The following is a 20,398-nucleotide window of genomic DNA, read 5'->3' on the forward strand; positions in this document are numbered from 1 at the left end:
CGTCCGCGGGACGGTGTCCAGGACGTGGGGGAGCTTAAGGTTGGTGCCCGGTCAGGGGGCCAGGTGCGTAGGCCCGAACATCTTGAGGAGGGTTTCAACAACGACGACGTTGGGTCCGTCAGCGGCGAAGCCGGCCCGGAGCGCGTCCCCCACGCCTTCCGGGGCCACCCTGGTGGCCGGCACGCCAAAGGATTCGGCGAGCGCAACAAAGTCGGGACGGGCCAATTCCGTGGCCGTGGCCTTGCCGAACGCGCCCACCATGTATTCGCGCAGGATGCCGTAGCCGCCGTCGTCCACGATCAGCCAGGTGACCGGAACGTTGTGCTGCTTGGCGGTGGCCAGTTCTGCAATGGAATACATGGACGAACCGTCACCGGAGACCGCAAGGACCCGACCGGGCTTACCCGCAGTCTCCAGCCCAACCGCCGCTCCAATGGCGCCGGGAAACGCATAGCCCAGGCCACCGGCGCCCTGTGCGGAGTGGAACTGCCCTTCACGGGCGTCCCAGCAGGACCAGCCCCAGTAGGCGGCGATGGTCATGTCCCAGAACGTCTGCATATCCGCTGGAACGGCCTCCCGGATGGCGGCCATGAACGTCAGTTCTTTGGCAAGGTCCTGCGATTCCAGCCGGGCACGGACCTTGGCAAGCGACTCCTTGACCAGCTCTTCCGGCGTGCTGCCGTGCCAGTCCGGCATCGTTGCCCTGCCGGATCCAAGAGCTGAGTCCAAGGCTGCCAGCGCCTGGCCAGCATCGGCGCGGATCCCCAAGCCTGGCCGATTGGACTCCAGTACCCGGGGTTCGGCGTCGATCTGGATGATCCTGCCGCGCGGTTCGAAGGTGAAGTAGTTGGACGTAACCTCGCCCAGGGACGATCCGATGACCACCAGGACGTCCGCGTCTTCGAGGAGGTCGGTCATGTACCGGTCCTCGATCCAGGACTGAAGGGACAGCCCGTGGTTCCAGGGGAACGCACCGTTGCCGCCAGGAGTGCAGATGACCGGCGCATGGAGCTTCTCGGCAATGGACAACAGGGACTTCTCCGCCTTGCCGCGCCGGGTTCCACCGCCGGCGATGATGGCCGGGCGCTTGGCTGATTCCAGCCACTTCACGGCCTCGCGCACCAGTTCAATCCGCGGTGGATTGTCCGCCGCCTCCGCCAAGGCATCCTCCACCGGCGGGACCATGATCGGATCCAGCAGGACGTTTTGCGGAATCTCGAGCCACACCGGGCCCTGCGGGGAGGAGATGGCCTCGGTCCAGGCGTCCTGGATGGCCGACGGGATTCCGGAAGCGTGCTGGATCAGCCGTTGGCTCTTGGTGACGTTGGCCGCGGAGGCCTTCTGGTCATCGAGCTGGTGCAGCATGCCCTTGCGCCGGGCCCCGAGTCCCTCCAACGGAATCTGGCTGGCCACCACCACCATGGGGACGCCCGTGGCATAGGCCTCCTGCAGTCCAGCCAGGGACGTCAGCGCGCCGGGGCCGGTGGACAGGAACAGCACGCCAACTTCGCCGGTGGCGCGGGAGTACCCGTCCGCGGCAAAGGCGCTGTTGTTCTCCACCCGGGAGGAGACAAAGTGCAGGTTGCCGCGGCCCATGGCATCAAAGAGTCCCAGGGCGTGCTGGCCCGGGATGCCGAACACGGTCTTGGCGCCCAGCGCTTCGAGGGTTTCGACGACGAGGTCCCCGCCGTTGCGGACGCTGCTCCCCCGGGCCGGGGGCGCCGGGGCAATTTCCGTCACGGCCTACTCCTTGGTGGCGGCAGCGAAGCCGGCGGGGCGGCGGGCTTCCTGGCCGATCGCCTGGGCCTGGTACCCGGTCTCCGCACCGAACCGGCTGCCGGGCACAGCATTGTCCGCCATCAGGGTCACCAGCTCGTACGCGACGTGGCTGGCCGCGACGCCGGTGATCTCGGCGTGGTCGTAGGCCGGGGACACTTCGACGACGTCGGCGCCCACCAGGTTCATTCCGCGGAAGCCGCGGATGATTTCCAGGAGTTCGCGGCTGGTGATGCCGCCTGCTTCGGGCGTTCCCGTGCCGGGCGCGTGGGCCGGGTCCAGGACGTCAATGTCCACGGAGATGTAGAGCGGGCGGTTGCCGATGCGGTCACGGACCTTGGCCACGGTTTCCAGCACGCCCTGGTAGTACACGTCCGCGGAGGTAACGATGCCGAACCCAAAGCGGTGGTCGTCGTCGAGGTCCTTCTTGCCGTACAGCGGACCGCGGGTCCCAATATGGCTGATGGCCTCGGTGTCCAGGATGCCTTCCTCCACTGCGCGGCGGAAGGGCGTGCCGTGGGTGTATGCGGCACCGAAGTAGGTGTCCCACGTGTCCAGGTGCGCGTCGAAATGCAGCATGGCGATGGGTCCGCCGGCGCGTTCGGCAGCGGCGCGCAGCAGCGGCAGGGCGATGGTGTGGTCGCCACCCAGGGTCAGCAGCTTGCTCCCGGCGGCGGTGAGGTCCAGCGCGTTCTGCTGGATGGTCTCAATGGCTTCATTGATGTTGAACGGGTTGACCGCCATGTCCCCGGCATCGGCCACCTGGATGTTCTCGAACGGGCTGACGTCCCAGGCGGGGTTGTAGGGGCGCAGCAGCCGGCTGGCCTCGCGGACGTGGTTTGCGCCGAAGCGGGCACCCGGACGGTAGGAGACCCCCGAATCGAAAGGCACTCCCACCACCGTCACATCAGCCTTGGCTACCTGGTCCAGCCGCGGAAGGCGGGCATACGTGGCAGCCCCGGCATAGCGGGGGATCCGGGATGAATCAATGGGGCCGAGGTTGCCGTTGGCTTCAATGCGCAGCTCTTCCAATGGGAGGCCTCTCCTTCGAGGAGTTGGGGATTTCTGTGATTGCCATCATACACCCCGGTTTTCCAAGAGACACCAACTGTTTACCAAGAGCAGATCGCCCTCGGGACACCGCGTCACACAGAGCACGTTTTGGGCAGCCGGAAAGAGCTGGAAGCGCGTGTTCTAAAGGGAGGCCGGGGAGGAAGCGGCCAAAAGCGTGCTCAGCGTGACACCCGATGGAACCGGCGGGGACGCAGGGACCGAAAGACGCTAGCGGCTCGCGGCGGGCACCAGGACCCAGAGCACCTCGACCGGCTTGTCCGTGGGATTGACCCAGGTGTGGGGTTCCCGGCCCGGGAAGGTCACGGTGTCACCTGTATCGAGGTCGTATTCCTCGTTGGTGAGGATCAGCTTGATGGAGCCCTTGATGACATGCAGGACGTCCACGTCGCAATCCACTGCGTACAACTCGGACTCGCCGCGGCCATGCGGCTCGATCACGGCCTGGATAATCTGGACCCGACGCTCCGAGCGGGCCGTCAAAAGCCGCTCCACGATGCCCTGGCCGCCGAGCGAGATGCGCGGACCGTCATTGCGTTTGGTGAGGTGGGTTTCCGGCGCCACGAACAGGTCCCCGATGGAGATGGAGAGCACCTGGCACAGCGTCACCAGGGAAGCGACGGACGGAGACGTCAAGTCCCGCTCCACGCGGCTGAGGAAGCCCTTGGTCAGGCCGGTGGCATCCGCGACCTGCTCGATGGTGAGCCGCTGGGACTGCCTGGCGGCCCGGATCCTGGAGCCAATGGCAACGGGAACATTGCTCGGCTCAACTGGCAGTGCCTTCATCTACGAACCTTTCACGGCCGGCAGCCCGGCTCCACTCTCGAGCCATACTAATCGGCACCGCTTTTGTGACACGCGCATGCCACACCCACGCCGCTGCAGGCGCGATCTCCTTGACTGTCACCCACGTCACACCCTAGTCTTTGAAAACTCCTGTTGCCTATAAGGCAATTACAGGTCTTCTCCGTATTCGTCCGCAGCGGTTCCCGGCGTCCCGCCCCGGGTCATTACACCCGGCCCCAACAGCTCCAAGGAGCCATTTATGGATGCAAGTGCCATCAACATCGCCATTGTGGTGGTGTACCTCCTCGCAATGCTGGCCTTCGGCTGGTGGGGCAAGTCCCGCACCAGGAACAACAGCGACTTCCTGGTGGCCGGCCGCCGCCTGGGCCCGTTCCTTTACACCGGCACCATGGCCGCCGTCGTCCTGGGCGGAGCGTCCACGGTGGGGGGCGTGGGTCTGGGCTACAAGTTCGGCATCTCGGGAATGTGGCTGGTGGTGGCCATCGGCGCCGGAGTCCTGCTCCTGAGCCTGCTCTTCGCCGGGACCATCCAGAAGCTGAAGATCTACACGGTGTCCCAGATGCTCACCCTCCGTTACGGCAGCAGGGCCACCGAGGCATCCGGCATCGTGATGCTCGCCTACACTTTGATGCTCTGCGCCACGTCCACGGGTGCTTATGCCACCATCTTCGTCGTCCTGTTCGGCTGGGACCGGGCGCTGGCCATAGCGGTGGGCGGTGCCATCGTGCTGGTGTACTCCACCATCGGCGGCATGTGGTCCATCACGCTGGCGGACCAGGTCCAGTTCGTCATCAAAACGGTGGGCATCTTCTTCCTCATGCTGCCCTTCACACTGAACGCCGCCGGCGGACTCGACGGGATCCGCAGCCGGGTTGATGCCAGCTTCTTCCAAATCGACGGCATCGGCGTCCAAACGATCATCACCTACTTTGTGGTCTACACCCTGGGCCTGCTGATCGGCCAGGACATCTGGCAGCGCGTGTTCACTGCCAAAACACCCAAGGTGGCCAGGTGGGGCGGTTCGACAGCCGGCCTCTACTGCATCCTCTATGGTGCTGCCGGCGCAATGATTGGCCTGGGAGCCCGCGTGGCGCTGCCCGCCATCGACGTGAAGGCCCTGGGCAAGGACGTGGTCTACGCGGAGGTTGCCACCAACCTGCTGCCCATCGGAATCGGCGGCCTGGTCCTCGCCGCCGCCGTCGCCGCCATGATGTCCACGGCTTCCGGGGCCCTGATCGCGGCCGCCACGGTGGCCCGCGCCGACGTTGTGCCCTTCGTCGCCGGCTGGTTCGGCAAGACCATCAACACCGACGACTCCGACAACCCCGAGCACGACGTCAAGGCCAACCGCGTATGGGTCCTTGGCCTGGGCGTTGTGGCGATCATCATCGCCATCGTCACCAAGGACGTTGTTGCGGCACTGACCATCGCCTACGACATCCTGGTGGGCGGGCTGCTGGTCGCGATCCTCGGCGGCCTGGTGTGGAAGCGCGGAACCGGCATCGCCGCCGCTGCTTCGATGGCCGTCGGCTCCGTCATCACCCTTGGGACGATGATCATCCTTGAGGTCAACGCCGAGGTTCCGTTGGACGGCATCTACGCCAACGAACCGATCTACTACGGCCTGCTGGCCTCCGCCGCGGTGTACGTTGCCGCCTCGCTGCTGACGCGCCCCACCGATCCTGCGGTCATGCGCGCCTGGCAGCGCCGCGTTGCCGGGCAGGAGCAGGAAGGGACTCCCCAGGAAGTCCTCGCCGGCCACTGACTGCCAGGCATTAAAGTACGACGCCGGCACCGCCTCCCGCCAACAAGCGGAAGGAGGTGCCGGCGTCGTCAGTCCTACTCCCCCGTGTCGCGCTCGTCGTCATCCAGCGGGACCTCGCGGTCCTCGGCGTCGACGACTACCGGTGCCGGCTGGACCACCGGTTCTTCCTGGTCAATGAACCCGTCTTCGGAGTCCCAGTCCGCGTCGTCTACCGGTGCATCCTCGGCGTAATCGTAGGCGGGGTCCGCTTCGACGGCGTCCAGGTGCGGCATGTCCGGGTGCTGTCCGGTGGTGCTCATGATTCAACCTCCGTATGTTCGCCTGACGTGCTCTTTCAGGTAGGGCGCAGCCTGCGCCACACCTTCATCAGAGCACCGCCCGGGCGGACGGGTCAATAGCCGCGGCGGTGCCCGGAGCTGCCCTCCGCAGGGATATCGTGCCGGGCGTTTTTTAAGGTCAACCGAAACTTTCCAGCGAGGTTTGCCAGCCAAAAAACCGCGGAAATCCGCAGTAGGCTGGCAGGGCAAAGGCGCGAGTTCATGCCCTTTCCAGCCCAGGAGTTACAGTGTCGCAGCACGCCCAGTCCCATTCCCACGCCACGCCCCCGGAGGCCGGCGGCGTGGGCCAGCCCTCGCCGTCGAACATCAAGCGGTGGCGCCAGTACCTGGCCGACGAGCGCGCGGAAGCCGCCGTCTACCGGGACCTGGCCCAGAACCGCGAAGGTGAGGAACGGTCCATCCTCCTGGCCCTGGCCGAGGCCGAAGGCCGGCACGAAGCCCACTGGCTCGCGCTGCTGGGCGAGCACGCCGGCAAGCCGAAGAGGGCCTCCGCCCGCAGCCGGTTCCTCGGGTTCCTGGCCCGGCATTTCGGCTCCGTATTCGTCCTGGCCCTGGCCCAGCGCGCCGAAGGCCGCTCCCCCTACGCCAAGGACCCGAACGCCACCGCCGCGATGGCCGCCGATGAGCAGATCCATGAGGAAGTGGTCCGGGGCCTGGCCACCCGCGGCCGCAACCGCCTGGCCGGCACCTTCCGCGCCGCGGTGTTCGGCGCGAACGATGGCTTGGTCAGCAACCTCTCCCTGGTGATGGGCATGGCTGCCTCCGGCGTGGCCAGCAGCGTGGTGCTGCTCAGCGGCATCGCCGGACTCCTGGCCGGTGCCATGTCCATGGGCGCGGGCGAATTCATTTCCGTCCGCTCCCAGCGCGAACTGCTGGCCGCAACCCGGCCCACGCAGGTCACGCTGGCGGCCGCGCCCAAGCTTGACCTCGAGCACAACGAACTGCTCCTGGTGTACCTGGCCCGCGGGATGTCCCGGGAAGCGGCCGAACACCGTGTGGCAGAGCGCATGGGGCTGCTGCCCTGCGACTGCGATCCCAGCCTTTCCCTGCAGCCTGACCTGCCGGAGGCAGAGGACCAGCACGAGGCAGTGGGTACCGCCTGGGGTGCGGCGCTGTCCAGCTTCTGCTTCTTCGCCTCCGGCGCCATCGTCCCCATCCTGCCGTTCCTGTTCGGCCTGACCGGCGTCGCCGCGCTCGTGGTGGCAGGCGCCCTGGTGGGCGTCGCGCTCCTTGCCACCGGTGCCGCCGTCGGCCTGCTGTCCGGCACTTCCCCGCTGACCCGCGGCCTGCGGCAGCTTGCCATCGGCCTGGGCGCGGCAGCCATCACCTACCTGCTGGGCCTGCTCTTCGGCACCGCCGTCGGCTAGCACCAGGCAAGGACACTTCGTGGAGGTCCTCCGGCAGCGTTCAGCGCTGCCGGAGGACCTCCACTGCTTCCTCCACCGTGTCCACGAGGTGGATGTAGTCCGCCATGGCCCTGCCCGCGGCCAGGCTGCGGAGCATGGGCCACGCCGGGTACTCCTGCTCCCAGTGCCGGCGGCCCACCAGCACCATGGGGGCCACTTTCTCGCGGGCGCCGTAGTAGTTCTCGCAGGCGTCCTGGAAGATCTCCTGGACCGTACCGGCCGCTCCCGGCAGGAAGACGATTCCGCCGTGGCACAGTTCCAGAAGGATGGCCTCGCGGATGGCATTGGCGAAATATTTGGCGATGTGCGTGGCGAAGTAGTTGGGCGGTTCGTGTCCGTAGAACCAGGTGGGGATCCCGAGGGACGGCGTCCCGTCCGGATGGCGTTCGACGACGGCAGCCGCCGCACGTGCCCACGCCGAGACCGAGGGACGGAAGCCGGGAACAGCGGCGAGCGTGGCAAGCGCTGCCTGCACGTCACCGTCGGACGCCCGGCTCAGGTACGCGCCGAGGTTCGCTGCCTCCATGGCCCCGGGGCCGCCGCCCGTTGCCACCGAATGGCCGTCAAGGGCCAGGAGCCTGCCCAGCCGGGCCGCGTCTGCAAACTCCCGGCTGCCGCGGGGCGCTGCGTGGCCGCCCATCACGCCGACGATAGAGCGGCGGTGCCACGCTCCGGACCGGGTCAGCTCATCCAGCGCATCGCCGATCGCATGGTCATGCAGGGCCGAGGCCAGCGTCGAGTCCACGCGGTGGCGCTGGCCGGGCTGGATGCTCCAGTGGTAGATGCGCGCATCCGGCAATTCCTCATACGGTGCGGTTGCCAGTCCGGCGTACAGTTCGGCCGGGGAATACAGGACGGCCCGGTATGGGTCGAAAGGGACTCCTTCAAGCCTGGGGAAGATCAAGGCGCCGCGGCTGCGGAGGTTGGCTTCCATACCGTCGTCGAAGATGCAGCCCAGGAACATCGCGCCCTCGACGCGGACGTTTTTGAGTGCCGCGGACCGGCCCCGCAGGTCCAGCGACTGCGCATGCCAGCCGTGCAGGTTGACCGCACCGCCGGCCACCAGGCTGTCGAAGCTGGCCAGGTCCTGGACTTCGAGGTTGCGGGGGCGGGGACCAAGGCTTCCGGCGAAATTCATGGTTGCTGCCCCGCGCTCCACATCATGCAGCCAGCCTAGGCCACCAACCGCAACCGCGGCGGCTACACCGAAAGCTTCGCCGGCACCTCACCATCGCGGAAGTGCGCTTCGAGGTCCTCGAGGGAGTGGCCCTTGGTCTCCGGCACGAATTTGATGACGAACGCCAGGGAAGCCACGTTGACCAGGACGAAGAGGCCGAAGGTACCCGTGGATCCCAGGGCGTTGACCACGATCGGGAACAGGAAGGAGATGGCCGCGTTTACGGTCCACAGCGCGAAGACCGCAATTCCCATGGCGAAACCGCGGATGGCGAGCGGGAACATTTCGGAGAGCAGGAGCCAGACGCAGGTGCCGATGAAGCACTGGACGAAGGCAACGAACAGCATCATCGCGGCCAGGATGGTGTAGCTGGCAAGGTCCGACTGCGGGAGGAGGAAGACGACGGCCAGCAGGGCCTGGGCACCGACAACTCCGGAGAATCCGATCACCAGCATCCGGCGGCGGCCAACAAAGCCGAGCAACCAGATACCCAGGACGGTCATGAGCACTGAGGTAACGCCGACGCCGATGGTGGCCACCAGCGATGCGCTGACGCCAAGCCCGCTCTTTTCCAGGATGGTGGGGGCGTAGTAGTTCACGGTGTTGATGCCGGTTGCCTGCTGGACGGTGGCCAGGCCAATACCGATCCAGAGCAGCCGGCGCATCCATGGGTTGTTCTTCAGGTCGCGGAGGGCGTGACCGCGTTCTTCCTTGGCCGTGCGCGCTGCGTGGGCGATTTCCTCGAACTCGGCGGTTGCCTCTTCCGGGCTGCGGCTCAGGTTCAGGACCCGGCGGCTGTCTTCCAGGCGGCCGCGGATGGCGTACCAGCGGGGCGATTCCGGCAGCATCAGCATGCCGGCGAGCAGTGCGAGGGCAGGGATGGAAGCGATGCCCAGCATGCTCCGCCAGACCTCGTTGTCGTGGATCAGGGCATCCAGGAGCGCATTGATGGCGAATGCCAGCATCTGGCCGGTCACGATCATGAGTTCGTTGATGGTGACCATCCGGCCACGAAGATGGGCAGGAGCCATCTCCGCCAGGTACAGCGGGCAGGTCACAGCGGCGGCGCCCACCCCCAGGCCCAGCACGATGCGGGCGGCAATCATGAAGGTCACGCTGGGCGCAAGGGCGCAGCCCATGGCACCCAGCAGGAATAGCAGTGCGCAGACCAGCAGTGAGCCACGACGGCCCAGCTTGTCAGCCATCCGCCCGCCGGTAAGGGCGCCGACGGCGGCACCGGGGAACAGCAGTGCGCTCACCACGGTTGCTTCCTCCACGGCGTTCATGTTGAGGGAGTCGTTCATGTACAGCAGGGCGCCGGAGATCACGCCGGTGTCGTACCCGAAGAGCAGGCCGCCCAAGGTGGAGATCACGGTGAGCCGGGCGAGGTAGCCGCGGCGCCTGCTGCCGGTGGCAGCCATGGTTTGTTTTTGCAACAGCATTGTTGCCTCTCAAATTCTCTCGGGGACCGGATGACCGGTCGGGAATGTGATGCGTGCCACCTACGTTAGAGCGCTCTAATCAGGTGCGTCAATAAAAAGTCTTAATGTCAGCACAATATTTTTCCAATTCCTTTGGCTGAAGCGCGGCACAGCCACCCTTGACCACCCGGGCGCGCCTGCTACGATCAAGGAAGGAACTATGTCCTATCAAGCGAACATATAGCGTCAAACTGCCCGCAGGCCGGCTGTCCAGACCGGGCGGAGTCGCCCGCACCAAAGACGAGGGGAACGCACCGTGGCCAACAACCTGGGACTCACCATCAACCGCTCCTCCCCCGTGCCCCTGTACCACCAGGTGGTCCAGGGCATTGAAGCGGCAATCTACAGCGGGGTGCTGGAGCCCGGCAGCCGGCTGGACAACGAGATCGATCTCGCCGCACAGCTGAACCTGTCGCGGCCCACCATGCGCAAGGCCATGGATGAGCTGGTCCGGTCCGGGCTGCTGGTGCGGAAGCGGGGCGTGGGAACGCAGGTGGTGTCGAGCCAGGTGCGCCGGCCGCTGGAGCTTTCCAGCCTCTATGACGACCTGACCAACAATGGCAAGAAGCCCACCACCGAGGTGCTGAGCTTCTCGCACCTCGAGGCGGATGACGCCACGATCACTACCCTGCAGCTTCCCGCAGGCTCGAAGGTGTACCACTTCACCCGGCTGCGGAAGGTGGGCGGCAAGCCCCTGGCCCTCATGGAGAACTGGGTGCGCGACGACATTGCCGAGATGGATGAAGCCATGCTCAAGGCAGAAGGCCTCTACTCGATCCTCCGCCGCGGAGGCGTGAACTTCCGGCTCGCCACCCAGCGCATCGGTGCGATGACCGCCAACGAGTACCAGGCTTCCATGCTGGACACCCCGGCAGGCTCGGCGCTGGTGACCATGGAACGCACTGCGGTGGACGATACCGGCCGGCGGGTTGAAACCGGCCACCACGTGTACCGCGCCGATTCCTACAGCTTTGAAATGACACTCGTACAGCGATAATCCAAGGAGCCAACTCCATGACCAACTGGGTCTACCCCCTGGGCACCGCCGCCGACGGCACCTGGGACGTGTCCATCGGAACCTCCGATTCCCCCCTGGCCGTGGACGGCTGGGCGCACACCGGACTGAAGGTGGCCACCCTGCCGGCGGGGGCCGCCGTCGAACTCCCCGCCGCGGACGAGGAACGCATCGTGGTGCCGCTCAACGGGTCCTTCACCGTCACCGTTGACGGCACGGACTACCCGCTGCAGGGCCGCCGCTCGGTGTTCGCAGGTCCGACCGATGTGCTGTATTCCGGCACCGGCCGCGCAGTCGGCATCAGCTCGGCCGACGGCGGCAGGGTGGCGGTCGCCACCGCACCGGCCCAGGCTTCCTACCCCACCAGGCTGCTGTCCGCCGCAGAAACTCCGGTGGAGCTGCGCGGCGCGGGCAACTGCTCGCGCCAGGTCCACAACTTCGGCACCCCTGCCGCGCTCGAGGCTGACCGCTTCATCGTGTGTGAGGTGCTCACTCCCGCCGGCAACTGGTCCTCCTACCCTCCCCACAAGCATGACGAGGAAAAAGACGGCGAAACCTCCCTTGAGGAGATCTACTACTTCGAGACGCAGGTGGGCGCCGGACCGGGAGCACCTGCAGACGCCGACGCCATCGGCTACCAGCGTGTCTACGCCTCCGATGAGCGGCCTATCGATGTTTCCGCCGAAGTACGGACCGGGGACGTGGTCCTGGTCCCTTACGGCTGGCATGGCCCGGCCATGGCGGCTCCCGGCTACGACCTCTACTACCTCAACGTCATGGCCGGCCCCGGGCCCGTGCGGGAGTGGCTGATCAGCGACGACCCGCACCACGGCTGGGTCCGGCAGACGTGGGAGAGCCAGAACATCGATCCCCGGCTGCCGTTCGGCGCGTAGGGAACCTTGCCCGGCAGGTGGCGGCAGGCTGGCATAGTGGAGTCTTGTGAAACAGACGTCTCCTGCGCCGCGGTCCGTGACCATGGAGGATGTGGCACGGGACGCCGGGGTGAGCCGCGCCCTGGTGTCCCTGGTCATGCGGGATTCCCCCAAGGTCTCCCCCGCCAAGCGGACGGCCGTGCTGGAAGCAGCCGCCGCCCTGGGCTACTCGCCCAACAGGCTGGCAAGCCGGCTGGCCAGCCACCGGACCAACACCATCGGAGTCCTCTTCCTCGACCTGCACAACCCGGTCTTCGCAGACATCTATGACGGCATCACCGAAGGCCTGGCGGGAAGCGGCAACCAGGTGATGGTCGCCGTCGGCTCCGCTGATCCGGGAACGGAACTGGAAGCCGTCCGGTCCTTCGTGGACCTGCGCGTGGACGGCGTCCTGCTGGCGGGCTATACCGGCACCTCGGCGGATTTGGCCGGGGCACTGCGGGGAACGCCCGCCGTGGTCATCACCCGGGAGCTGGAGGTCGACGGCGTGGATTCCGTTTTGACCGACGACTTCCGTTCCGGAGCGCTTGCCGTGGAGCACCTGTACGGACTGGGGCACCGGCGGATCGCCCACGTGGACATCTCGGACTGGCTCCCCTATACCGCGCGGCGGGAGGGCTACCTGCACGCCATGGAACAGTTCGGGCTGGAGCCACAGCTGGTCCACAGCGACATGACCGAACGCGGCGGCCGGGCCGTGATGGAACAGTTCCTGGACTCCGGCGCCACGCTCCCCACCGCCGTCTTTGCGCACAATGACCTCACCGCCATCGGCATCATGGAGGCCCTGGCGTCGCGCGGACTGTCCGTTCCGAGCGACGTGGCAATCGTCGGCTGCGATAACATCGAAGTAGCGGCCTCCCCCCTGATTGGCCTGACGTCCATTGACCAGCACGCGGGGCAGCTGGGCCAGCTGGCGGCGCAAGCCATGCTGGAGCGGGTCGCCGGGACGGCCGGACAGGCCGTGACCCGGAAGCTTGAACCCGCCCTGATGGTGCGCCGCTCCTCGGATCCCGCCGCTTAGCGGACGGCCAGCTCGTCCACGGCCCGCACCTCTTTGCCCGGCCGCTTTTCGCCCCGCTTGGCGCCCGCCGCGGCGAGGGCCATCACCACCACTCCGGCCAGCGTAATGGCTGCACCTGCCCAGATGGGCGAGGTGTAACCGAAGCCGGCGGTGATGGCGACGCCGCCCAGCCAGGCGCCCAGGGCGTTGCCCACATTGAAGGCACCGATATTGGCGCCGGAGGCGAGGGTGGGAGCACCGGCGGCGTACTTCATGACGCGCATCTGCAGGCCCGGGACGGTGGCGAAGCCGAAGCCGCCCATCAGCACCAAAGAGATGATCGTCAGGACGGGGTTGGTGGCCGTCAGGGCGAACGCCACCAGGACCACGGTGAGCGCAGCGAGCACCACCAGCAGCGTCCTGTCCACGTTGCGGTCGGCGGCCTTCCCGCCCAGGGTGTTGCCGGCGAAGAGGCCCACGCCGAAGACAATGAGCAGCCACGGCACGGTGGAGGCGGCAAATCCGGATACCTCCGTGAGGGTGTAGGCGATGTAGGTGAACGCACCGAACATGCCGCCGAAGCCCAGGATGGTCACCACGATGGACAGCCATACCTGCCCGGAGCGGAAGGCACGCAGTTCGGAGCGGAGGCTGGCCGCCTCTTCCGTTCCACCGGCAGATGCGGGGACGAGTGCAAGGATCCCGGCGAGCGCGGCTACGCCAATGACGGTGATGGCCCAGAACGTGGCGCGCCAGCCCGCCGCCTGGCCCAGCAGGGTTCCGAACGGGACACCCAGGACATTGGCGGCCGTCAGCCCGGTGAACATCAGGGCAATGGCCCCTGCCTTCTTGCTGGGCGGAACCATGCCGGCCGCCACCACGGCTCCGATTCCGAAAAAGGCGCCGTGCGAAAGGGCTGCGATGACGCGGCCCAGCATCATGGCCCAGTAACCGTCCGCCGTAGCGGAGAGCAGGTTGCCGGCAATGAACAGGACCAGCAGGGCAGCCAGCACGGGTTTGCGCTGGAAGCGGGTTACGGCTGCGGTCAGGCCGAGCGCTCCCACCACCACGGAGAGTGCGTAGCCGGAGATGAACCAGCCGGCGGAGGCCTCGCTGACCTCGAAATCGGTTGCCACCTGCGGAAGGAGGCCGGCGATCACGAATTCCGTGAGGCCAATGCCAAACCCGCCCAGGGCGAGTGCTATCAGGCCAACAGGCATGAGGATGCTCCTTTGAGCTGTTCGTGGTTGTTCCCGAGGCGGGAAGGCGCCTAAGATAGTTGCAGGCGCGGTATTTATTGTTGCACATGCAAATATACCGCGCAAACAACTATCTATGACCGCAGCAAGGGATGGCGCCTTCCGCCGTCTTCGAAGGAGCAACCATGGGCATCAAGGACGACGCCGTTGAGGTCCGTGCCCAGGGCTGGCGCACCCTGGCAGCCCTGCACGGGCTGATCGAAAACGAACTGGAACGCAGCCTCCAGGCCGAGTCGAAGCTGTCCGTGGTGGAATACACGGTGCTTGATGCCCTGAGCCGGCAGGACGGCTGGCACATGCGGATGCAGCAGCTGGCGCGCGCCACGGCACTGAGCCCCAGCGCAACCACCCGGCTGGTGAACCGGCTGGAGGACCGGGGCCTGCTGACCCGGATCCTGTGCGACGACGACCGCCGCGGCATCTACACGGAGTTAACGCCCAGCGGCCTCAGCCTCCTTGAGGAAGCGAGGCCGGTGCACGACGCCACCCTGGAACGTGCCCTGGGAGCGGCGCGGGACATCCCCGAGCTGGCCCCGCTGGTGGATGCGCTGCCGCGGCTGCACGCGCGCGCCTAGGACACCGGCTTATTAAAGACACCAGCAACGCCCCCGCGCGGATGCTCGTGGGGGCATTGCTGGTAAGAACCGGGTGTGGCTGGTCCGGTCAGGAAATCTTCGCGGCGGACGCCTCAGCTTTGCCGCCGGCGACGTTTTTGAAGTAGTGCTCCAGGTCCTCAAGGCTCTTGTCCCTGGTTTCGGGAACGTATTTCGCGGCGAAGGCGATGGCCCCCACGCCAAGCACTGCAAACACGAAGAACGTGTTGGAGATGCCGATGGCGGCCAGCAGCTGCGGGAACCCGAATCCGATCAGGAAGTTCACGATCCACAGCAGGAAGGCCGAGGCCCCCATGCCCAGGCCGCGGATCTTCAGCGGGAAGATTTCCGAGAGCATCAGCCAGGTGACCGGGGAAATTGCGCCCTGTTGGAAGGCCAGGAACGTCACAGTGAGTGCCAGGATGACGAAGCCCCGGGCGGAGCCTTCCGGCAGGATCAGCGAGAAGAAGCCGATCAGCAACAGTGCCGTGGTGGTCCCCACCTGCCCGGTGATCAGCATCCTGCGCCGCCCCACCCTGCCCAGCAGCCAGATCCCCACGAACGTGGCCAGTACCGAAATGACCCCATTGGCGATGTTGGCCGTCAAGGCAGCTTCGCGTCCGAAGCCGGACTGCGAGAGGATCTGGGTGCCGTAGTACATGATCGAATTCACGCCGGTGATCTGCTGGATCACCGCGAGGCCCAGGCCCACCACGAAGATCCTGCGGAGCCACGGGATGCCCAGGTCCTTCCATGAACCCATTTTGGACTTGTAGTCCTCCACGGCCATGGCTTTGACTTCCTCGAATTCCCTGCGGGCTTCCTCCTGCGACCGGATCCGCTGCAGCACGCTGAGCGTCTCGCCGAAGCTGCCGATGGAGGCCAGCCAGCGTGGACTCTCGGGCATGAAGTTCATCCCGATCCACAGCGCGATGGCGGGCAGGGTGGCGATGACCAGCATCCAGCGCCAGATGCCGTGCGATTCACCGAAGGAGTTGCCCAGGTAGGCGTTGAAGATGAACGCAAGCAGCTGCCCGGTGACGATCATGAGTTCGTTCTGGGTGACGATCCGGCCGCGCCGGTTGCTCGGCGATACCTCCGCCAGGTATACGGGCACTGTCACCGATGCCCCGCCCACGGCGAGTCCCAGGATGAACCGGGCGGCGATCATCACCCCGGTGTTGGGCGAGAGGGTGCAGCCGATGGTGCCCGCGAGGAAAATGACCGCCAGCACCATGATCATTTTGCGTCGGCCGTTGCGGTCCGCCAGGCGTCCGCCGAACAGGGCGCCGAAGGCTGCCCCGAACAGCAGGGACGATGTGACCAGGCCTTCGGTGAGCGGCGTAAGGCCCAGGTCCTCCTGCATATACGGCAGTGCGCCATTGATCACGCCGGTGTCGTAGCCGAACAGCAGGCCGCCGAAGGTGGAGATGATGGTGACGGTCCGCAGGGCCCGGTGATGGTTGCCGGGCTGCATGGACGCTGACCTCCCGGAGGCAGGCGAACTCATAGGCTTACCTTTTGGACGTACTGCTTCATGGTTTCCAGCTGGTAGCGGGAGACCTCTTCGGCATATTCGTTTTCGGCAAAGACGCTGGAGACCATCACAGTATTCTCGCGGTCCAGGAAGCCGATTTCCTTCAGGCCGCCGAAGAACTCGTCCCAGTTGACGTCGCCGTCGCCGATCTTCAGGTGCTGGTGGACGCGGACCGGGTTGCCCGGCGGGTTGGTGATGTAGCGCAGCCCGTGTGAGGCGTGGTGGTCCATGGTGTCGGCCACGTGGACCAGGCGGAGCTTGTCCCCCGCCGCCCGCATGATGTCCAGCGGGGAGTTCTTCATGTGGAAGCTGTGCGACGCCACATAGACCATGCCGACGTTCTTCGAGTTCACGCCCCGGATCACGCGGATGGCGGCGAGGCCTTCCTCCACGAAGTCGTCGGGGTGGGGGTCGATCAGCAGGTCGATGCCCTCACGCTCGATGATGGGCAGCAGTTCCTCCATGGAACGGTAGAACGCCCGCTCGGATTCCTCGGCCTTTTCCGGCCTGCCGCTGAACTCGGTGTTCATGGTGCTGACGCCCAGGTCCACGGTGATCTGGATGGCACGTTTCCAGTAGCGGACGGCGGCCTCACGCGCGTCCTCGTCCGGGCCGGACCAGCGAAGCACCGGCAGGACCGAGGCGATCTCGATTCCGGCATCCTTGCAGGCTTTCTTCAGCTGGCCCACCAGCTCATCGTCGGCCTTGGGGTGGTTGAAGAAGGGGATGAAGTCCGCGTGCGGGGTCATCTGCATGTACTTGTAGCCAAGGTCCGCCACCACCTTGGGGAACTCCAGCAGGCTGTGCGAGTGGTGGAACGGGGTGGGGTCAAGTGCGATTTTCACGAAAACACTCCATTGTGGATCAGTCAGGGGCAGGAGAAGGGAACGGAATGCATTCCGTCCCCTTGTTTGTCCTACTTGTAGAGGTCGGGCTTTGCGGCCAGCTTCACGGCGACCTTTTCACCGTTCTTCTGCGCTTCGACGCCTGCTTCGCAGCACGCCGCGGTAGCGTACCCGTCCCAGGCGGAAGGGCCGCCGATTTCGCCCTTAAGTGCCGCATCAACCCATGACTGGATTTCGACGTCGTACGCCGCACCGAAGCGCTCTTCGAAGCCCGGAGTGACGTTGCCGCCCCAGCGGCCGGAGCTGCGGGTGTAGGGCCCCTTATCGCCGCCGATGCTGACGATGCCGTCCTCGAACGAGGCCTGGGTGGCCACCTCGTAGCCGAACTTGGCGTTGACGTAGATTTCGACGTCGGCCAGCACGCCGGACTCGGTCTCCAGCAGGACGTGCTGGGGGTCGTGCTGGCCGTTCGGGGCGTTCCGGGTGGCCTTGCCCAGGCGAACCTGGACACTGGTGATTTCCTCACCCGTGAAGAACCGGATGGCGTCGAACTCGTGGACCACGGAGTCGTTGATCAGCATCTCGTTGGTGAAGCCCTCGGGGGTGCTCGGGTTGCGGTGCTGGTGGTGCAGCATCAACAGTTCGCCGAGTTCGTGGTTGCGGATGATGGAACCCAGCGTGGCGTACTCGGCGTCGAAGCGGCGCATGAAGCCCACCTGGATCCGCTTGTGGCCCAGAGCCACCTCTGCCTCGACGATCTTCCAGGAGGATGCGGCGTCGGGGGTGAGCGGTTTTTCGCAGAGGATCGGGATATCCCTGGCGAGGGCCTTGAGCAGGATGTCCTCGTGCAGGAAGCCGGGGGTGGCGATCAGGACGGCGTTGACATCGCCGTTGTTGAGCGCTTCCTCGGCATCAGCGAGGGCCACGGCGCCCGGAATGCCTTCGATGGCGGCCTGGGCTCGGGCAAGGTCGACGTCGACGACGGCGGCAACTTCGGCTCCGTGGATGCGCTTGTTGAGGCGCTGGATGTGGTCGGCGCCCATGCGGCCTGCGCCGATGACGGCGACGCGGAGGTTTTCGGTCATTGTCTTGTCCTTTTGGTGTCTATGGGGGTTAGCTGACGGCGGTGCGGGAGCCGCAGGACAGCAGGTAGTTGCGCGTGCGCTTGGCAATGGGCATGGGGACGTCGAAGGCAACGGGATACATGTCCTGCTCCACGATGCCGAAGACGGGCCGGTTGAGCGCTTCCACGGCGTCGATGACGGCGCGCAGGTCCGGCAGGCCATTGGGCGGTTCGGTCATGACACCGGCCAGGTTGGCAGCTGCCCAGGTCATGTTTTCCTCATTGACCCGCCTGAGGATGTCCGGGTTGATCTGCTTCAAGTGCAGGTAGCCGATCCGGTCCGGGTAATTCTTGATCAGTTCCAGGCTGGAGGCGCCGCAGTATTCGGCATGGCCGGTGTCCAGGCAGAGGTTCAGGTACTGCGGGTCCGTGGCACCGAGCAGCGTCTCGATGTCCGCCTGCGCGCCCACGTGGGAGTCGGCATGGGAGTGGAACTGCTGCTTCAGGCCGAAGTCCTCCAGGAGGGTCTTGCCCATGCGGTTGTGGCCGTCAAACAGGTCGCTCCAGGCCTTGTCGTCCAGGGTGCCGCTTTCCACGGCTTCGCCTGTGACGTCGTCGCGCCACATGGCCGGGATGACCACGATATGCTCACCGCCCATGGCCGCCGTCAGTTCAGCCACCTTGCGGGCCGGCTCCCAGGCTGTTTCCCACTGGTCCAGGCCACGGTGGAAGGCGGTGAACACCGTGCCGGCGGAGATCTGCAGGTCGCGCTGCTTGAGTTCCTCCGCCAGGCGGGCGGGGTCGGTGGGCAGGTAGCCGTAGGGGCCCAGTTCGATCCACTTGTAGCCGGATTCTGCCACTTCGTCCAGGAAGCGTTCCCACGGGGTTTGCTTGGGGTCATCCGCGAACCAGACGCCCCAGGAGTCCGGCGCCGTGCCGATGATCAGCTTGTTCTCAGTCATTGTCTGTCTCTTTGATAGGGGCCACGCAGCCAGGGTTGCCTGGCCGAGCTTGCGAGGCGAGGGTGGCGGTGGGGATCAGTTGGAGGGGAAGTTGTAGGAGGCGCCCGAGGCGTGGTGGGTTTCGGGCCAGCGGGAGGTGACCACCTTGCCGCGGGTGTAGAAGGATACGCCTTCGGGTCCGTAGATGTGCTTGTCGCCGAAGAGGGATGCTTTCCAGCCGCCGAAGGAGTGGTAGGCCACCGGGACCGGGAGGGGCACATTGATGCCGATCATGCCCACGGTCACCGACCGCTGGAACTTGCGGGCGGCGGCGCCGGAGGAGGTGAAGATGGCGGTGCCGTTCCCGTAGGGGTTGGCGTTGATCAGCGTGATGCCGTCTTCAAGGGTGTCGACGCGGACCACGACGAGGACGGGTCCGAAGATTTCCTCTTTGTACGCGGTCATTTCGGTCTTCACGTGGTCGATGACGGTGGGGCCTACCCAGAAGCCGTTCTCGTGGCCCGGGACCACGAGGTCGCGGCCGTCCACCACCATGGCGGCGCCGGCAGTTTCCGCCTCTGTGACAATCTTGACGATGCGTTCCTTGGAGGCAGGGGTGATGACCGGCCCCATTTCGGCGCCGGGTTCGGTGCCGTTGTTGACCTGGACGGCTTCGGCGCGTTCCTGGACTTTGGCGACCAGGGCGTCGGCGGCGTCTCCAACGGCGACGGCGACCGAGATGGCCATGCAGCGTTCCCCGGCAGAGCCGAACGCAGCGGCGGCGAGGTGGTCGGCGGCGTTGTCCAGGTCGGCGTCGGGCAGGATGATGGCGTGGTTCTTTGCCCCGCCCAGGGCCTGGACGCGCTTCCCGTGCTTCGTGGCGGTTTCGTGGACGTACTGGGCGATCGGGGTGGACCCGACGAAGGAAATGCCGTCGACGTCCGGGTGGGTCAGCAGCCCGTCGACCGTTTCCTTGTCGCCGTGCAGGACCTGGAACACACCGTCCGGCAGCCCGGCCTCCTTCCACAGCCTGGCCAGCAGCAGCGAGGCGGAGGGATCGCGTTCGGAGGGCTTGAGGATGAACGCGTTGCCGGTGGCGATCGCCATCGGCGCCATCCACAGCGGCACCATGACTGGGAAGTTGAACGGCGTGATGCCGGCGACGACGCCGAGGGGCTCGCGGAAGGAGAACACATCGATGCCGGTGGAGACCTGGTCCGAGTAGTCGCCCTTGAGCAGGGTGGGGATGCCGCAGGCGAACTCCACGACCTCCAGGCCGCGCCCGATCTCGCCCTTGGCGTCGGAGAGGACTTTGCCGTGCTCGGCGGTGACCAGCTGGGCCAGTTCATCGACGTGGGCGGCGACGAGCTCGCGGAACTTGAACAGCAC

18 protein-coding genes are annotated in these 20,398 nt (G+C 66.1%); 6 read left to right on the top strand and 12 right to left on the bottom strand.

What is annotated here, in order from left to right; genetic code table 11:
• Positions 1-51 precede the first annotated feature (51 nt).
• The 3 genes from PV772_RS14400 to PV772_RS14410 form a co-directional block, all read right to left on the bottom strand.
• Positions 52-1,740, bottom strand: coding sequence for a thiamine pyrophosphate-binding protein (locus PV772_RS14400; protein ID WP_347886590.1), 1,689 nt, complete (start codon positions 1,738-1,740; stop codon positions 52-54).
• Between the two features lie 3 nt (positions 1,741-1,743).
• Positions 1,744-2,808, bottom strand: a complete 1,065-nt coding sequence (gene speB, locus PV772_RS14405) for an agmatinase (RefSeq protein WP_347886591.1) — start codon at positions 2,806-2,808, stop codon at positions 1,744-1,746.
• 249 nt (positions 2,809-3,057) lie between these two features.
• A complete protein-coding gene (locus tag PV772_RS14410) occupies positions 3,058-3,633 on the bottom strand; it encodes a cupin domain-containing protein (RefSeq protein WP_141157976.1) in 576 nt (191 codons plus the stop codon).
• A gap of 259 nt (positions 3,634-3,892) precedes the next feature.
• Between PV772_RS14410 and PV772_RS14415 the strand changes: the two genes are divergently transcribed.
• Positions 3,893-5,419: a sodium:solute symporter gene (locus PV772_RS14415; RefSeq protein ID WP_347886592.1), complete on the top strand. Its 1,527-nt coding sequence runs from the start codon at positions 3,893-3,895 to the stop codon at positions 5,417-5,419.
• Positions 5,420-5,493: 74 nt separating this feature from the next.
• On the opposite strand, the gene PV772_RS14420 is transcribed toward PV772_RS14415, so the two are convergent.
• A complete protein-coding gene (locus PV772_RS14420) occupies positions 5,494-5,718 on the bottom strand; it encodes a hypothetical protein (protein ID WP_141157978.1) in 225 nt (74 codons plus the stop codon).
• A gap of 320 nt (positions 5,719-6,038) precedes the next feature.
• Here PV772_RS14420 and PV772_RS14425 point away from each other — a divergent pair, with 320 nt between their 5' ends.
• On the top strand, positions 6,039-7,124 hold the full coding sequence (locus PV772_RS14425) for a VIT1/CCC1 transporter family protein (RefSeq protein WP_347886604.1): 1,086 nt from the start codon (positions 6,039-6,041) through the stop codon (positions 7,122-7,124).
• Positions 7,125-7,164: 40 nt separating this feature from the next.
• Here PV772_RS14425 and PV772_RS14430 read toward each other — a convergent pair whose 3' ends face one another.
• The gene (locus PV772_RS14430; RefSeq protein WP_141157980.1) at positions 7,165-8,301 is read right to left on the bottom strand and encodes an LOG family protein; all 1,137 of its coding nucleotides are present in this window, start codon (positions 8,299-8,301) and stop codon (positions 7,165-7,167) included.
• Positions 8,302-8,363: 62 nt separating this feature from the next.
• On the bottom strand, positions 8,364-9,761 hold the full coding sequence (locus tag PV772_RS14435) for a sugar porter family MFS transporter (RefSeq protein ID WP_347886593.1): 1,398 nt from the start codon (positions 9,759-9,761) through the stop codon (positions 8,364-8,366).
• A gap of 316 nt (positions 9,762-10,077) precedes the next feature.
• Here PV772_RS14435 and PV772_RS14440 point away from each other — a divergent pair, with 316 nt between their 5' ends.
• Genes PV772_RS14440 through PV772_RS14450 form a run of 3 tightly spaced genes read left to right on the top strand, consistent with a single transcriptional unit; the run spans position 10,078 to position 12,792 of the window.
• Positions 10,078-10,818, top strand: a complete 741-nt coding sequence (locus PV772_RS14440; protein ID WP_347886594.1) for a GntR family transcriptional regulator — start codon at positions 10,078-10,080, stop codon at positions 10,816-10,818.
• Between the two features lie 17 nt (positions 10,819-10,835).
• Positions 10,836-11,729, top strand: coding sequence for a 5-deoxy-glucuronate isomerase (iolB, locus tag PV772_RS14445; protein ID WP_347886595.1), 894 nt, complete (start codon positions 10,836-10,838; stop codon positions 11,727-11,729).
• A gap of 46 nt (positions 11,730-11,775) precedes the next feature.
• Positions 11,776-12,792: a LacI family DNA-binding transcriptional regulator gene (locus tag PV772_RS14450; RefSeq protein ID WP_347886596.1), complete on the top strand. Its 1,017-nt coding sequence runs from the start codon at positions 11,776-11,778 to the stop codon at positions 12,790-12,792.
• On the opposite strand, the gene PV772_RS14455 is transcribed toward PV772_RS14450, so the two are convergent.
• Positions 12,789-13,991 (bottom strand): MFS transporter, encoded by a 1,203-nt coding sequence (locus PV772_RS14455; protein ID WP_347886597.1) that lies wholly within the window; start codon positions 13,989-13,991, stop codon positions 12,789-12,791. The genes PV772_RS14450 and PV772_RS14455 overlap by 4 nt on opposite strands.
• Before the next feature lie 164 nt (positions 13,992-14,155).
• Between PV772_RS14455 and PV772_RS14460 the strand changes: the two genes are divergently transcribed.
• Positions 14,156-14,605: a MarR family transcriptional regulator gene (locus tag PV772_RS14460; RefSeq protein WP_141180842.1), complete on the top strand. Its 450-nt coding sequence runs from the start codon at positions 14,156-14,158 to the stop codon at positions 14,603-14,605.
• An 88-nt stretch (positions 14,606-14,693) separates the two neighbouring features.
• Here PV772_RS14460 and PV772_RS14465 read toward each other — a convergent pair whose 3' ends face one another.
• The 5 genes from PV772_RS14465 to PV772_RS14485 all read right to left on the bottom strand — a co-directional run.
• Positions 14,694-16,133 carry a sugar porter family MFS transporter gene (locus PV772_RS14465; protein WP_347886598.1) on the bottom strand — a complete coding sequence of 480 codons (1,440 nt, stop codon included), beginning with the start codon at positions 16,131-16,133 and terminating at the stop codon, positions 14,694-14,696.
• A complete protein-coding gene (locus tag PV772_RS14470) occupies positions 16,130-17,005 on the bottom strand; it encodes a sugar phosphate isomerase/epimerase (RefSeq protein ID WP_347886599.1) in 876 nt (291 codons plus the stop codon). The genes PV772_RS14465 and PV772_RS14470 overlap by 4 nt, the downstream gene beginning before the upstream one ends.
• A 71-nt stretch (positions 17,006-17,076) precedes the next feature.
• The gene (locus tag PV772_RS14475; protein ID WP_347886600.1) at positions 17,077-18,090 is read right to left on the bottom strand and encodes a Gfo/Idh/MocA family oxidoreductase; all 1,014 of its coding nucleotides are present in this window, start codon (positions 18,088-18,090) and stop codon (positions 17,077-17,079) included.
• Positions 18,091-18,118: 28 nt separating this feature from the next.
• Positions 18,119-19,030 (bottom strand): sugar phosphate isomerase/epimerase, encoded by a 912-nt coding sequence (locus PV772_RS14480; RefSeq protein WP_347886601.1) that lies wholly within the window; start codon positions 19,028-19,030, stop codon positions 18,119-18,121.
• A gap of 75 nt (positions 19,031-19,105) precedes the next feature.
• On the bottom strand, positions 19,106-20,398 hold a 1,293-nt coding region (locus PV772_RS14485; RefSeq protein WP_347886602.1), incomplete at its 5' end, for a CoA-acylating methylmalonate-semialdehyde dehydrogenase.

The sequence above is a fragment of the Pseudarthrobacter sp. CC12 genome, assembly GCF_039907755.1.
GTDB lineage: Bacteria > Actinomycetota > Actinomycetes > Actinomycetales > Micrococcaceae > Arthrobacter > Arthrobacter niigatensis.

Bases quoted from the DNA above. Each gene is read 5' to 3' on its own strand.
- PV772_RS14415 (WP_347886592.1), top strand. From the start codon at position 3,893: ATGGATGCAAGTGCCATCAACATCGCCATTGTGGTGGTGTACCTCCTC.
- PV772_RS14455 (WP_347886597.1), bottom strand. From the start codon at position 13,991: ATGCCTGTTGGCCTGATAGCACTCGCCCTGGGCGGGTTTGGCATTGGC.
- PV772_RS14475 (WP_347886600.1), bottom strand. From the start codon at position 18,090: ATGACCGAAAACCTCCGCGTCGCCGTCATCGGCGCAGGCCGCATGGGC.
- PV772_RS14480 (WP_347886601.1), bottom strand. From the start codon at position 19,030: ATGACTGAGAACAAGCTGATCATCGGCACGGCGCCGGACTCCTGGGGC.
- PV772_RS14410 (WP_141157976.1), bottom strand. From the start codon at position 3,633: ATGAAGGCACTGCCAGTTGAGCCGAGCAATGTTCCCGTTGCCATTGGC.
- PV772_RS14420 (WP_141157978.1), bottom strand. From the start codon at position 5,718: ATGAGCACCACCGGACAGCACCCGGACATGCCGCACCTGGACGCCGTC.
- PV772_RS14460 (WP_141180842.1), top strand. From the start codon at position 14,156: ATGGGCATCAAGGACGACGCCGTTGAGGTCCGTGCCCAGGGCTGGCGC.
- PV772_RS14435 (WP_347886593.1), bottom strand. From the start codon at position 9,761: ATGGCTGCCACCGGCAGCAGGCGCCGCGGCTACCTCGCCCGGCTCACC.
- PV772_RS14465 (WP_347886598.1), bottom strand. From the start codon at position 16,133: ATGAGTTCGCCTGCCTCCGGGAGGTCAGCGTCCATGCAGCCCGGCAAC.
- iolB (WP_347886595.1), top strand. From the start codon at position 10,836: ATGACCAACTGGGTCTACCCCCTGGGCACCGCCGCCGACGGCACCTGG.
- PV772_RS14430 (WP_141157980.1), bottom strand. From the start codon at position 8,301: ATGAATTTCGCCGGAAGCCTTGGTCCCCGCCCCCGCAACCTCGAAGTC.